This window comes from Streptomyces sp. NPDC003379 (genome assembly GCF_053589195.1).
On the sequence record NZ_JBSFRK010000001.1, the window covers coordinates 149869 to 163997 of the forward strand.

11 protein-coding genes are annotated in these 14129 nt (G+C 71.8%); 8 read left to right on the forward strand and 3 right to left on the reverse strand.

Features of this window, described 5'->3' with window-relative positions; genetic code table 11:
• Positions 1 to 40: 40 nt before the first annotated feature.
• Positions 41 to 2425 (reverse strand): GTPase-associated protein 1-related protein, encoded by a 2385-nt coding sequence (locus ACWDVB_RS00625; protein WP_451513346.1) that lies wholly within the window; start codon positions 2423 to 2425, stop codon positions 41 to 43.
• Between the two features lie 258 nt (positions 2426 to 2683).
• Between ACWDVB_RS00625 and ACWDVB_RS00630 the strand changes: the two genes are divergently transcribed.
• The 3 genes from ACWDVB_RS00630 (at position 2684) to ACWDVB_RS00640 (ending at position 6185) form a co-directional block, all read left to right on the forward strand.
• Positions 2684 to 3484 carry an alpha/beta fold hydrolase gene (locus tag ACWDVB_RS00630; RefSeq protein ID WP_451513519.1) on the forward strand — a complete coding sequence of 267 codons (801 nt, stop codon included), beginning with the start codon at positions 2684 to 2686 and terminating at the stop codon, positions 3482 to 3484.
• Positions 3481 to 4755 carry a cytochrome P450 gene (locus ACWDVB_RS00635; protein ID WP_451513347.1) on the forward strand — a complete coding sequence of 425 codons (1275 nt, stop codon included), beginning with the start codon at positions 3481 to 3483 and terminating at the stop codon, positions 4753 to 4755. The genes ACWDVB_RS00630 and ACWDVB_RS00635 overlap by 4 nt, the downstream gene beginning before the upstream one ends.
• 89 nt (positions 4756 to 4844) lie before the next feature.
• The gene (locus ACWDVB_RS00640) at positions 4845 to 6185 is read left to right on the forward strand and encodes a DUF1266 domain-containing protein (protein ID WP_451513348.1); all 1341 of its coding nucleotides are present in this window, start codon (positions 4845 to 4847) and stop codon (positions 6183 to 6185) included.
• Between the two features lie 27 nt (positions 6186 to 6212).
• Here the strand turns inward: ACWDVB_RS00640 and ACWDVB_RS00645 are convergent, their stop codons facing one another.
• The gene (locus tag ACWDVB_RS00645) at positions 6213 to 6839 is read right to left on the reverse strand and encodes a DUF6518 family protein (protein WP_451513349.1); all 627 of its coding nucleotides are present in this window, start codon (positions 6837 to 6839) and stop codon (positions 6213 to 6215) included.
• 157 nt (positions 6840 to 6996) lie between these two features.
• A complete protein-coding gene (locus ACWDVB_RS00650) occupies positions 6997 to 7449 on the reverse strand; it encodes a lactococcin 972 family bacteriocin (protein ID WP_451513350.1) in 453 nt (150 codons plus the stop codon).
• 470 nt (positions 7450 to 7919) lie between these two features.
• Between ACWDVB_RS00650 and ACWDVB_RS00655 the strand changes: the two genes are divergently transcribed.
• The 5 genes from ACWDVB_RS00655 (at position 7920) to rbsD (ending at position 13935) form a co-directional block, all read left to right on the forward strand.
• Entirely contained in the window at positions 7920 to 8993 is a 1074-nt protein-coding gene (locus tag ACWDVB_RS00655) for a LacI family DNA-binding transcriptional regulator (RefSeq protein WP_451513351.1), read from the forward strand.
• Positions 8990 to 10531, forward strand: coding sequence for a sugar ABC transporter ATP-binding protein (locus ACWDVB_RS00660; RefSeq protein ID WP_451513352.1), 1542 nt, complete (start codon positions 8990 to 8992; stop codon positions 10529 to 10531). Before ACWDVB_RS00655 ends, ACWDVB_RS00660 begins: the two co-directional genes overlap by 4 nt.
• Positions 10521 to 12473, forward strand: coding sequence for an ABC transporter permease/substrate-binding protein (locus tag ACWDVB_RS00665; protein WP_451513353.1), 1953 nt, complete (start codon positions 10521 to 10523; stop codon positions 12471 to 12473). The genes ACWDVB_RS00660 and ACWDVB_RS00665 overlap by 11 nt, the downstream gene beginning before the upstream one ends.
• Before the next feature lie 71 nt (positions 12474 to 12544).
• A complete protein-coding gene (locus ACWDVB_RS00670) occupies positions 12545 to 13549 on the forward strand; it encodes a ribokinase (protein WP_451513354.1) in 1005 nt (334 codons plus the stop codon).
• On the forward strand, positions 13546 to 13935 hold the full coding sequence (rbsD, locus tag ACWDVB_RS00675) for a D-ribose pyranase (protein ID WP_451513355.1): 390 nt from the start codon (positions 13546 to 13548) through the stop codon (positions 13933 to 13935). The genes ACWDVB_RS00670 and rbsD overlap by 4 nt, the downstream gene beginning before the upstream one ends.
• The last annotated feature ends 194 nt before the right edge of the window (positions 13936 to 14129 follow it).

Below are 14129 nucleotides of genomic sequence, written 5' to 3' on the forward strand. Positions count from 1 at the left end.
TGAAGGGTGCTTGTGGGGGTGGGTGTTGTGGGCGTACGGGTCACTCGCCCCGGTGCTTGATCTGGTGGCGCCAGGCCGTCCAGCCCTGTACGTCCTGGTTCTCGCGCTGGAGAACGGTGGCCACGCGGCCGAGGTGATGGTCGTCCACGTGCGCGAGGACCGGCGCGAGGACCTGGTCGAGGAGTTCCGCGGCGACCGAGCGCCACTCCGCGCTGACGCCGTACCGCTGCCGGGGCCGCCAGATGTGGAAGTACGCGGCCAACTCGGCGGGTTGCTCGGGCAGTTCGCGCAGGAGGCGGTCGTGGGTGCGGTCGTCCAGGAAGTACGCGCGGTAGGGCCGCAGCAGCTCGGGTCCGGCGGCGAAGAGGATCCGCACTCCGTGGGACTCGCAGACGTCGAGAGGGTTGGCTCCGGCGAGGGCGCGGCCCACCCGCTCGTCGATGCCCTGCCGCAGGACCGGGCCCGGCGGCGGGGCCTTGCGGAACAGTTCTGCGAGGCGGTCGATGGAGGGCCGGGTGAGGGGCAGCCGGCCGTCGGCGAGGTCCTGGGCGGCCACGAGGAGGGCGGCGGTGTGGCGGTCACCGGCGCCCAGCTTGCCGTCGTCCCGCATCTGCCGGGCGAACGCGACCAGTTCGGGGTCACAGCGGTCGGGGTCCCTCAGCCAGCCGATGACGCGGCGGCCGAGATCCGCCTCGACGATCAGGCGGGGCGTGCAGGTGCGGGCGATCCAGGACTGCTCGGCGCGGTCGGGCGGGTCGTTGCGCCACACGATGTGCCAGAGCAGCGCCAGCGTCACCTTGTTCTCGACCCGCTGTCCGGGCAGGAGTTCGGTGAGGCGCCTGAAGAGTTCGGCGCCGCGCAGGTGGTCGGGGGGTCCGTGCCAGTGGGCGGCGGCCGCGGCGAGGCGGACGGTGAGCGGCGCCTCCTCGATGTGCCGGCGCAGCCAGTCGCCCTGCGGGGAGTCGGCCAGTTCCCGCAGGCGGTCGAGCTTGCGCTCGGTGAAGTCCACGGTGAGCAGGTGCAGCACCCGGCGGGTGAGGGGCAGGTGGTCGACCTCTTCGAGGACTTGGACGGCGTGCGCGCAGTCACGTTTGTCGGGGCGCAGCAGCGCTCCCGCGAGCCGGTCCATGGCCTCGGCGATTCCGGGTCCGCCGTCGGCGCCCACGGCGAGGGCGAGCCGCAGCGGCTCCGTCCAGGTGGGGAGGGCGCCGCGCAGCCCGCGGCGCAGGGCGTCGTCGGCGCGGTCCCCGTACTCCTCGCGGAGCTGCCGCCAGGCATCCTGGCCGAGCGGCAGCCCTTCGAAGGCGGTCAGGTCGGGCAGCGCGTCGCGGGCGCGGGGTGTGTCGAGGCGGTGCTTGACGAGGGCCAGGGCCAGCGGGCGCGCGGCGCGGGCCCGGTCGCCTTCGAGTCCTCTGCAGAGCCGGTCGAGTTCGTCGAGGGCGCGGGAGTCGGCCTCGCCCCGGGCCACGGTGCGGGTGAGGGCGTCGAAGACCGCGCTCAGACAGTCGCCGCCGAGTCCCGCCAGGTCGGCGCCGGAAGGCGTCCTGCCCCTGCCCGTGCCGTCGGTCGTGCCGGAGATGAGCGGGAGCAGCGCGAAGGCGTCGTCGGCCCGTGCCCCCACGCCTGGTGCGGGGTGCGGCGGGTTCCCGGAGATCCACCGCTCGGCGGTGAGCTGGGCCCAGGCGTCGAACTCGGCGGGCGGGCTCTGGGGTCCGCCGGTGGCGTCGTGCACGCGGTAGAGGTACTCGACGGTCGCCGCGTCGGTGCGGTCGAAGTCCGCGTCCGGGCCGGTGCCGATGATCTGCTGCGGGGCGCGGTGGGGGTGGGCGGTCCAGGTGGTGAACGTCAGCGCGGGGACGTAGGCCTCGGGCAGCGAGGCGCAGGCGAGCGCGACCCAGCGGGCCACGGTCTCGGGGTCCTCCTCGACGAGGACGATCTGCCGCCCGGCGGGGTCCTCGAAGAGGCGGCGCACATCGGCGAGGAAGGGCGCGACGCGGTCCGCACGCTCCCGGGCGAGGTCCACGAGGAGTCCGCGGTCGAAGTGCGCCTCGGGCACGGGCAGTTCGGATTCGACGAACCCGGCGCCGAGCGTCTCCTCGGCGCCCGGCTCCCAGGTCGCGGAGCGCCAGGTGTCGATCGGCCACACGGGCCCCGGCCCCGGGGTGTCGGCGCTCAGGTACAGCGCCTCGACGCGTCGCTGTCCCGGCACGGCCGCGCACAGGAGGCGGCCGCCGTCCGGGAGCAGGCTGTAGCTCAGCTCGGAGCCCGACCCGATGACGCGTTCGACGGCGGCGCCGAACTCATCGGGGTCCTGTGCCGGTTCCTGTCCTTCTGATCCCCGTCCTCGCGTCCCGGCGGGGATCAGACGGACGGCTCCGGTGTCCGGCTCCTGGTCGAGCCGGTAACTGAGGCGACGGATGGCCATGCCACATTCTGACCAACCGCGGCGCCCGGCCGCAGGCCGTCCGGCAACTTCGCCCCGGCCTCCACGCGCACCACCCGTACCGGTGACGTTCTCGTCGGCGCGCCCCTGAGGCGCACTCAGCCCTGAGGGCGCCCTTGCGCGACCGTACGCTTCGGGTCACCTTGGTCGCGGGCCGGCGTCGACCGGCGTCGCCCGGACCATGCCGGTGTCGGACCGTGTCGGTGTAGGCGTCGGACCGTGCCGGCGATCGGAGTCGATGTGGCCTCCTTCCTGCTCCCCCACACCCTGCTCGGCGACGGTCCCCACAAGGTGATCGCGGTGCACGGCTGGTTCGCGGACCGGTCGGCGTACGATCCGGTGCGCGCGGATCTCGACGGCGGCGCGTTCCAGTACGCGCTGGTGGATCTGCGCGGCTACGGCGAGGCGAAGGACGCGGTCGGCTCGTACACGACGGGCGAGGGCGCGGCCGACGTGCTCGATCTCGCCGACCGGCTCGGCTGGGAGCGGTTCTCGCTGATCGGCCACTCGATGGGCGGCAGCGTGGCCCAGCGGGTCCTGGCCGCCGCCCCGCACCGCGTGCGCCGTCTCGTCGGGGTGTCGCCCGTGCCCGCGTCGGGGCTGCGACTGCCGCCGGAGCAGCGGGAGTTGTTCGACTCCGCCGCGCACCTTCCGGCGAACCGGCGCGCCATCATCGACTTCACCACGGGTGGCGTGCGCCCCGGGGCGTGGCTGGACCGCATGGTGGAGCGCTCCCTCGCGGTCAGCGACGCCAAGGCGTTCCGCGCCTGGCTGGACTCCTGGGCGGACGAGGACTTCCACTCCGAGGTCGAGGGGTCGCCGGTGCCCGCACTCGCCGTCACCGGCACGCTCGACCCGGCACTGTCGGCGGACCTCATGCGGGGCACGTGGCTGCGTTCGTACCCCCAGGGGGAGCTGGCGGAGCTGCCGGGGGCCGGTCATTACGCGATGGACGAGGCGCCGCTCGAACTGATCCGCACGGTGGAGGACTTCCTGCGCGCGGACAGGGGGCCCGGGGCGTCCGGGACCCCCAGCGCATGAGCCCCCGCGCTTCGCCGACGACCCCGCCCGTCCCCGACGTCTTCGACCCTCGCCTGTACGCGCATGGCGTCCCCCACGACCGCTACCGCGTGCTCCGCGACCACCACCCGGTGGCCTGGCAGGAGGAGCCCGGGGTGTTCGGCTGGGCCGCGGGGCCCGGGTTCTGGGCCGTCACTCGGCACGCCGATGTCGTCCGCGTCCTGAAGGATCCGGCCACCTTCTCCTCGTACCTGGGCGCCACGCAGATCCGCGACCCCGCCCCCGACGACCTGCCGTTCATCCGTCGCATGATGCTCAATCAGGACCCGCCCGCCCATGGCCGGTTGCGCAGGCTGGTCAGTCGGGCGTTCACGCCGAAGCGGGTCGCTCGCTTCGAGGGGCGGGCGCGTGAGCGGGCCCGTGCCCTGATCGCCGCGGCCCTGGAGGGGGCGCGCACGGGCGACGGCACCTTCGACGTCGTCACCGAGGTCACCGACGAGTACGCCCTGCTCAACCTCGCCGACCTGCTCGGCGTCCCGTCGGACGACCGCGGCCTCCTGCTGCACTGGACGCGGCGCGTCATCGGCTACCAGGACCCGGACGAGGCCGCCCCGGCCGCGCCCGGCCCCGGCGGCGGGCCCGTCGATCCGCGCTCGCCCGCGATGCTGCGCGACATGTTCGCGTACGCCCGGACGCTGGCCGCGCACAAGCGCGACCACCCCGAGGACGACATCCTGACGACTCTCGCCACGGACCCCGAGCTCGATGCCCCCGAGCTGGAGATGTTCTTCTTCCTGCTCACCGTCGCGGGCAACGACACCGTGCGGAGCGCCGCGCCGGGCGGGCTGCTCGCGCTCGCCGAGAACCCCGGCGAGTACGAGCGGCTGCGTGACGGCACGGCAGGAATGGCCACGGCCGTGGACGAACTGCTGCGCAGCCACCCGCCGGTGCTCAGTTTCCGGCGCACCGCGGCGCGCGACACCGACCTCGCGGGAACGCCGATCGCGGCCGGGGACAAGGTCGTCGTCTTCCACGCCTCCGCCCACCACGACGAGCGCGTCTTCACCGACCCGCACCGCCTCGACCTGTCCCGCTCGCCCAACCCCCATGTGGCGTTCGGCGAGGGCCCGCACGTCTGCCCGGGCGCGCACTTCGCCCGCCTCCAACTGCGCGTGTTCCACGAGGAGGTGACCCGTGCGCTGCCGCTGCCGCGTCTCGCGGCGCCGCCCCGCCGACTGGTCTCGCACTTCATCAACGGCCTGAAGTCGCTACGCCTTGAGGTGCCCGAGTAAGGTGCAAGATCATTCACGTACCGCTACGCCCGGACACGTACCCGGAACGACGCGTACCAGGAACACGGACCCGAAAGCGGAGAACGACGATGCACGCGGCAGCGGAGGAAGGGGCCGGGGACGAGGCCAGGGAGCGGACCGGGGGCGAGGCCGGGGACGAGTCCGAGGAGGAGACCGGGGACGAGTTCCATGACGAGGTCTTCCCCTTCGTGCCCGCCCCGGCGGACGGCAGCCGCTGGCAGGCGCCCGCCGACCTCGAAGAGCATCTGTACGAACTCTGCGAGGCCGACGACGCGTACACCTACCTGCGGGCCGTCGCCGTGGAGGGCCTGTACCGGCCGGTGGCGCTGCACGAGAAGGACCCCGACGCGGACGCGAGCCCGCTGCTCACCGTCGACCTGCCGGACGGCCGGAAGGCGGCGCAGGTGTACACGGCGGGGCTGCTGCCGCGCCCGCACCCCGCGGTCGTGTACGAGTTCGTCACGCTCGGCGCGCTCGCCGAGGGCTGCCCCGACGACGTGGACATCCTGGTGATCAACGCGGCGACGCCGTGCGAGCAGTACTACCTCACCACCGACGAGGAGCGGCAGGTCTGGGCCGACCTGCACGAGCGCCACCACCGGGACGGCGGCCTCGGCGACCGCGTGGAGACCCGCCGCACCGGGGCGCCCGGGCCCGGCCCGCTCCTGCACGGCCTCGCCTGCGGCGCGCACCTGTGCTTCGCCAACGGCGACCCGTGGAACACGCTCGACTGGCACGGCGCCGGCCACCGCAACGAGGTGGGCCGCCTCGCGGAGTCCTGGGGTGTGGGCAGCCGCGAGCAGTGGCTCGCCACGCAGGAGCGCCTGCTCACCCGCGAAGTGAGCCCCTGGTACTGGGACTTCGTCCTCGGCGCCCGGCTCGCGGTGATCGCCGAGGTCGGGCCGCGGCTGGACCCGGAGCGGTGGCGGGAGTGCGTCGAGGTGACGCTGCGCAACCGCGTCGTGGAGACCGGCGGCCCCGACACCCCGCACCGGCCGGGCGACGACCCCGAACTGGACGACTTCGTCGCCGCCATGCGCGCCCTGGTCGGAAAGGTCCTGCGCTACGAGGCCCGCTTCCGCGCCGACGAGCTGCTGCCACCGGACGGTTTCGTCCGCACCGTCGCGGCCTGGGACATCGGCCGCGCCTCCAAGATGGCCCGCTGGGGCCGGGGCGCGCGCTACGCGACCGAGGCGGAACTGCGTGCCGCCGTCGAACGGGTGTCGCACGCCGCGCGGGCCTCGTACTCCACGTGGGAGGAGTTCTCTGCGGGGTACGTCCTGGGCCGCTGTCTCCACTTCGACGAGGAGTCGTTCGGCTCCTGGTACACCGACGTCCTGCACGCCCATCGCGCGCTGACGACGGATCCGGACAGCCCTTGGCTGACGGTGCCGTTCGCGACGGGCTGAGCCCGAGACGGTCGGCTCAGGGATCGACTACCGCCTTGGGGAGCTTTCCTGAGCGGACCGCTGACGGAAGAGGCCCGTGGCTGCTACACACACCAGGAGCAAAATGACCACCCCGGCCAGAGCACGGGTGACACTCCAGGTGGCGCCGACCAGTGATTCCTGGCTTCCCGCTTCGACAGACAATCGCATAGAGGTTTCACAGAGAATTACCGCAGGAACCAGCAGCTGGAATGCCAGGCGGTAGGGGCCGGTGCGTGCGAAATATCCGGCGACTCCACAGACCGGTCCCAGGATGAGGGCCGCGATGCACCAGATGGCCAGCATCGAGAGGAAATCGCCCCATGCGAAAGACGTGGTTCTTCCGGTCGGATCGCTGAAATCCATTGCCACGAAGTCACCTTGGGTCGCCTTCGTCAGGTAATAGGCGAAAACGGTCACTATCAGAGAAACGAAACCCAGGACGGCCGCAGCGCTCTTGGACCTGGACACCATTCCGGAAATGAAGGCGACCAGAGCATACATCCAGCCGGCAACCAAGGTGACACTTGCGGCATGGCTCACCCGCCCGCTCATTGCTTCAAGCATCGGGCCGGAGATTCCGACAATCAAGCCGCCTGCAAGGGGAAGCGCGACGGCCGAGAGTGATGAGCGCACGTGCACAACCTCGAAGTGTGTGGGGGGCTTGGCATCCTACTGACTTTCCGGGGATGCCGCCAGGCAGGGAGACAGAAAACGCGAAGGCCCGGCCATTTCGCTCCATGGAGGCTGCTGGCCAGGCCTTCGGTCAATGAGAGAGCAAGCTAATCAGTGTTTAGTAGACGCCCCAGTAGGCGTTGCAGGTGTAAGCGGCACCAGCCGTGACCCTGGCCTTCGCCCAGATGTCCTTTTCCCTGATGTCCTTGTCGGTCCCGCTCGCCATGGCGACACTGGCCGAGTGCTTCTTGGTGGGGTGGATGTAGTTCGAGTAGCAGTGCTTCCCGTCCAAGCCGGCCGAGGAGGTGCCGTAGTTCCAGGTGCCACCGCCCTTGCTGACCTTCGCCTGGATGGGAGCGCCCTTCTTGAAGGACACCACGCCCCACTCGCGGGGCTTCTGACCGTTCGGGCCTATGAGCGAGGCCGGCGGAGTGTCTCCCTCAGCTGCCGAAAACGTGTGGACCTGCGGGGCGGCCGGTGCGGCCGCAGTGGCCGGCGCCGCAGTCGCGAGGGCTCCAGCGGCGGCCGCCATGGCGACGGCGACGAGGGTGAACTTTCCGGGCTGCTTCATTAAGTTTCCTGCCTTTTGGTGGTCAGAACAGTCTCCTCATGCACAGCTCACATGCGACAAGTTGACATGGCCATTCTGTGCCGATGTTGATCACTCTGTAAAGGCTGCCCAGGGGAAATTCCGCTCGGATTAACACGACCTACGGCGCCGAGAACGCGCCAATTCGGGCGTTTCTGTACTTCACTCGGGGACAAAGTCGACGAAAATAGCGACCAAAATTTTCGGGAGAGTCGTTCTGACTCCCCCACTTCGGACGATGCGGAAACGCGGCGGAACGCGGCCACTCCCGGCAGGCCGAACCCCGGCGGCACGCCAGGCGCCCCCCGCCTCCCTGCCACCCCCGGCCCTCCCGGACCTTCATCACGATCAGGTCTCACTCCCCCGCGCCTCCCCCTCACCCCCTTGCCACACGGGCGTGTAATCGTTTCCAATCGTCCGTGTAATCGATTCCACAAGGAGGTGGACCGACGATGGCTTCAAGCTCGGGCTCCGTGAGCATCAAGGACGTCGCCGCCCAAGCCGGCGTCTCCGTCGCCACCGTGTCGCGCGTGCTGAACAGCCACCCCTCGGTCAGCCCCGCGTCCCGCGCCCGCGTGGTCGCCGCCGTTGACGCGCTCGGCTACCGGCCGAACGCCGTCGCCCGGTCCCTGCGCACCGACCAGACCCGCACCCTCGGCCTGGTCATCAGCGACGTACTCAACCCGTACTTCACGGAGCTGGCCCGCTCGGTCGAGGAGGCGGCCCGCGCGCTCGGCTACAGCGTGATCATCGGCAACGCCGACGAGCGCCCCGAACTCCAGGACCACCACGTACGCACCCTCCTGGACCGGCGGATCGACGGCCTGCTCGTCTCCCCCACCGACGGCGGCTCCCCGCTGATGCTCGACGCCGTGCGCGCCGGCACCCCGATGGTCTTCGTGGACCGGTGGATTCCGGGCGTGGACGTGCCCGTCGTACGTTCCGACGGGCGCCGCGCCGTCCGTGACCTCGTCGCCCATCTGCACGGGCTCGGCCATCGCAGGCTCGCCATCATCGCGGGCCCGGCCGCCACCACGACCGGCAGCGAGCGCGTCGAGGCCTTCCGCGAGGCGCTGCGCGAGCACGGCATCGCGCTGCCCGACGCCTACATCGGCCAGGGCGACTTCCAGGCCGACAGCGGGCGCCGCGCCACCGAGCGCTTCCTCGCCCTGCCGGACCCGCCCGAGGTCGTCTTCGCCGCCGACAACCTGATGGCGCTCGGCGCCCTCGACGCGATCCGCGCGCACGGCCTGCGGGTCCCGCACGACATCGGGCTCGCGGCCTTCGACGACATCCCCTGGTTCGTGCACACCGACCCGCCGGTCACCGCGATCGCCCAGCCGACGGGCGACCTCGGCCGGGCCGCCGTGCACGCGCTGATCGACCGGATCGAGGGCCGGGAGCCCCGGTCCGTGACCCTGCCCGCCCGCCTCGTCGTCCGGCGTTCCTGCGGCGAGCCCGCCCCGAGCACGCATACGAGCACGCATACGAACACGGACCCGAGCACGCGAAGGAGCAAGCCGTGAGCCACGCCGACGAAGTGCTGCGCATCGAAGGCATCCGCAAGACGTTCCCCGGCGTCGTCGCGCTGGACGCCGTCGACTTCGATCTGCGGCGCGGAGAGGTGCACGTCCTGCTCGGCGAGAACGGCGCGGGCAAGAGCACCCTCATCAAGATGCTCTCCGGCGCCTACCGCCCCGACAGCGGCCGCATCGTCGTGGACGGGAAGGACGTACGCATCCACGGCGCGCAGGACGCCGAGCGGCTCGGCATCGCCACCATCTACCAGGAGTTCAACCTCGTCCCCGACCTGACGGTCGCCGAGAACATCTTCCTGGGGCGCCAGCCGCGCCGCTTCGGCCTGATCGACCGGAAGAAGATGGAGGCCGACGCGCAGGCGCTGCTGAAGCGGGTCGGCGTCCGGGTGTCCCCGCGCGCCAAGGTGCGTGACCTGGGCATCGCCCGCCTCCAGATGGTCGAGATCGCCAAGGCGCTGAGCCTGGACGCGCGCGTGCTCATCATGGACGAGCCGACCGCCGTCCTCACCTCCGAAGAGGTCGACAAGCTCTTCGCCATCGTGCGCGCGCTGCGCGAGGACGGGGTGGGCATCGTCTTCATCACCCACCACCTGGAGGAGATCGCCGCGCTCGGCGACCGCGTCACCGTCCTGCGGGACGGCCGCAGCGTCGACCAGGTGCCCGCCTCGACGCCGGAGGACGAGCTCGTACGTCTCATGGTGGGGCGCAGCATCGAGCAGCAGTATCCGCGCCAACGCCCCGACACCGGGCCGCCGTTGCTGTCGGTCGAGGGGCTCACCCGCGACGGCGTCTTCCACGACGTCAGCTTCGAGGTGCGGGCCGGTGAGGTCGTCGGCCTCGCGGGGCTCGTCGGCGCGGGGCGCACCGAGGTGGCGCGCGCGGTCTTCGGCGCCGATCCGTACGACGCGGGCCGCGTCGACGTGCGCGGCGAGCGGATTCCCCGGCATGACGTGAACGCCGCGATGGGCGCGGGCATCGGTCTCGTACCGGAGGACCGCAAGGGTCAGGGCCTGGTCCTCGACGCCTCGGTGCGGGAGAACCTCGGCCTGGTCACGCTGCGTTCGGCGACCCGGGCCGGGCTCGTGGACCTCAAGGCGCAGGGCAGGGCCGCCGCGCGGATCGCCGAGCAGCTGGGGGTGCGGATGGCCGGGCTCGGCCAGCACGTGCGCACGCTGTCCGGCGGCAACCAGCAGAAGGTCGTCATCGGCAAGTGGCTGCTCGCCGACGTCAAGGTGCTGATCCTCGACGAGCCGACGCGCGGCATCGACGTGGGCGCGAAGGTCGAGATCTACCAGCTGATCAATGAACTGACGGCCTCCGGGCACGCCGTCCTGATGATCTCCAGCGACCTGCCCGAGGTGCTCGGCATGAGCGACCGGGTCCTGGTCATGGCGCAGGGCCGGATCGCCGGTGAGCTGACCGCCGACGAGGCGACCCAGGACGCGGTGATGGCGCTCGCCGTCAGCACCGCGTCCCCGACGGACGTACAGAACGAAGAAGAAGCGGAGGGCTCCCGTGGCCACTGAAACCCTGAAGCGCGACGCGGGTGGCGCGGGTGGCGCGGCGACGCTCCGCCGCGTCCTGCTCGACAACGGCGCGCTGAGCGCCCTGATAGTCCTGGTCGTGGCGATGTCGCTGCTCTCCGGCGACTTCCTCACCACCCAGAACCTGCTCAATGTCGGTGTGCAGGCCGCGGTGACGGCGATCCTCGCGTTCGGCGTGACGTTCGTGATCGTCTCGGCGGGCATCGACCTGTCGGTCGGTTCGGTCGCCGCGCTGTCGGCCACCGTCCTCGCCTGGACGGCCACTTCACAGGGGCTGCCGGTCTGGCTCGCGGTGGTCCTCGCCGTCGGTACGGGCATGGCGTGCGGGTTCGTCAACGGCCTGCTCGTCTCGTACGGGAAGCTGCCGTCGTTCATCGCGACGCTGGCGATGCTGTCGGTGGCCCGCGGCCTCTCCCTGGTGATCTCGCAGGGCAGCCCGATCGCGTTCCCCGACTCGGTCTCGCACCTCGGAGACACCGTGGGCGGCCGGCTGCCGATCCCGGTGATCGTGATGGTCGTGATGGGGCTGGTGACGGCCGTCGTCCTCGGGCGTACGTTCATCGGCCGCTCCATGTACGCGATCGGCGGAAACGAAGAGGCGGCCCGTCTGTCGGGGCTGCGCGTCAAGCGCCAGAAGCTCGTCATCTACGCGCTCTCCGGCCTCTTCGCGGCCGTCGCGGGCATCGTGCTCGCCTCCCGTCTCGTCTCCGCGCAGCCGCAGGCCGCACAGGGCTACGAACTCGACGCGATCGCCGCGGTCGTCATCGGCGGGGCGAGCCTGGCGGGCGGCGTCGGCAAGGCGTCCGGCACGCTCATCGGCGCGCTGATCCTCGCGGTGCTGCGCAACGGCCTCAACCTCCTCTCCGTGTCGGCCTTCTGGCAGCAGGTCGTGATCGGGGTCGTGATCGCGCTGGCGGTTCTCCTGGATACGTTGCGCCGGCGGGCCGGGGCGACTCCGGGAGCCTCCTCCGGGGCCGCGGGGGCCGGGCGCAAGGGGCCGCAGGCGGCGAAGTACGCGGTGGCCGCCGTGGTCGTGGCGGCCGTGGTCGGCGCGGTGTCCTTCTTCAACTCGGGCTCCTCGGGCACGACGACGAAGATCGGCATGTCGCTCTCCACCCTCAACAACCCCTTCTTCGTCCAGATGAAGGAGGGCGCGCAGGCCGAGGCCGCGAAGGCGGGCGTCGACCTCACCGTCACCGACGCGCAGAACGACGCCTCCCAGCAGTCCAACCAACTCCAGAACTTCACCGGCGAGGGCGTGAAGTCCATCATCGTCAACCCGGTGGACTCCGACGCGGCGGCCCCGGCCGTGCGCGGCGCCAACAAGCAGGACATCCCGGTGGTCGCGGCCGACCGCGGCGTCAACAAGGCGGAGACGGCCACGCTCGTCGCCTCCGACAACGTGGCGGGCGGCAGGCTCGCGGCCAGGACCCTCGCCGAGAAGCTCGGCGGCAAGGGCGAGGTCGTCGTCCTCCAGGGCACGCCGGGCACCTCCGCGAGCCGCGAGCGCGGGCAGGGCTTCGCCGAGGGCATCAAGGCGTACCCCGGCATCGAGGTCGTCGCCAAGCAGCCCGCGGACTTCGACCGCACCAAGGGCCTGGACGTCATGACGAACCTCCTCCAGTCCCACAAGGGCGTCGACGGCGTCTTCGCCGAGAACGACGAGATGGCGCTCGGCGCGGTCAAGGCGCTCGGCGACAAGGCGGGCACGTCGGTGCCGGTGGTCGGCTTCGACGGCACCCCCGACGGCCTCAAGGCGGTCGAGGCGGGCACGCTGTACGCGTCCGTGGCGCAGCAGCCCAAGGAGCTCGGCAGGATCGCCGTGCAGAACGCGGTCCGGGCGGCGCGGGGCAAGGAGGTACGGGAGATGGTGAAGGTGCCGGTGAAGGTCGTCACGTCGAAGAACGTGCAGGATTTCTCCTGACCTACCGGAACACCGCCCGGAACCGCCTCGCCGGGCCCACGTCATCACCGTACGGAAGCAGGAAGCAGCACATGAACGACGAAAACGCCGAGACCGCGGACACCACGGACACCACGGACACCGCCGAGACCGCCGAGACCGCCGAGACCGCCGACTACGAACTCCTTGTCGTGGGCTCCGCCAACGCCGATCTGGTGGTCGGTGTGGAGCGCCGTCCCGCGCCCGGCGAGACGGTCCTCGGCTCGGACCTGGCCGTCCACCCGGGCGGCAAGGGCGGCAACCAGGCGGTGGCCGCCGCCCGGCTCGGCGCCCGCACGGCGCTCCTCGCCCGGGTGGGCGACGACGCCCACGGCACGCTCCTCCTTGACGCGCAGCGCGCGGCCGGGGTGGACACCGTCGGCGTCCTGGTGGGCGGCGCGCCCACCGGCGTCGCGCTGATCACGGTCGACCCGTCGGGCGACAACAGCATCGTGGTGTCGCCCGGCGCCAACGCCCGCCTCACCCCCGAGGACATCCGCGCGGCGGGCACCCTGCTGGCGGCGGCGCGGGTGGTCTCCACCCAGCTGGAGATCCCCCTGGACACGGTCGCCGAGGTCGTCCGCGCGCTGCGGCCCGGCGCCCGCTTCGTCCTGAACCCCTCGCCGCCCGCCCCGCTGCCCGCCGAAGTCCTCGCCGCCTGTGACCCGTTGGTGGTCAACGAGCACGAGGCGCGCGTGATCCTCGGCGGCGAGGCGGGCGAGACCCCCGAGGAGTGGGCGCGCGGGCTGCTGGCGCTCGGGCCCCGCTCGGTGGTGATCACCCTGGGTTCGGCGGGCGCGCTCACCGCGGACGGCTCCGACGTCGTACGGGTCCCGAGCCCGAAGGTCGACGCGGTGGACACGACGGGCGCGGGCGACGCCTTCACCGCCGCGCTCGGCTGGCGCCTCGGCCTCGGCGAGGACCTCGCGACGGCGGCCGGTTACGCGGTGCGGGTGGGCGCGGCGGCGGTCACCCGCAAGGGTGCGCAGGACTCGTACCCGACGGCTGCGGAGCTGGCTCCGGCCGCGCGGGAGGCGTCAGAGGTTCCGTCCCCGTGAAGAAGTCGGGCATCCTCAACCGGCATCTGGCGGGCGCGCTGGCTGAGTTGGGGCACGGCGACACGGTCCTGGTCTGCGACGCGGGCATGCCGATCCCGGCGGGCCCGCGCGTGGTGGACCTGGCGTTCCGCGCCGGGGTCCCCGCCTTCGCGGAGGTCCTCGACGGTCTGCTCGCCGAGCTGGTGGTGGAGGGCGGGACGGCGGCGTACGAGATCCGGGAGGCGAACCCGGAGACGGCACGGCTGCTGCGGGAGAGCCTTCCGGCGCTGGAGCTGGTCCCGCACGAGGAGGTGAAGCGCCGCTCGGCGGAGGCCCGTCTGGTGGTCCGCACCGGTGAGGCGCGGCCGTATGCGAATGTGCTGCTGCGCTGCGGAGTGTTCTTCTGACCCGCACGTCATCCGTGCCCGGCACCCGGCGCTTATAGCGCAGTTGTCCGCTATCTGAACACAACTCCCCGTATTCTGACCGGTTTCCGACCTTGACGGTAAGTCGAGCGGGATTCAACATCAGGCAACGCACAGCTCCAATGGCGCCCCGCGGCACCCGCGTCACGGGGCGCCTCGCACGTTCCGTCCCCACT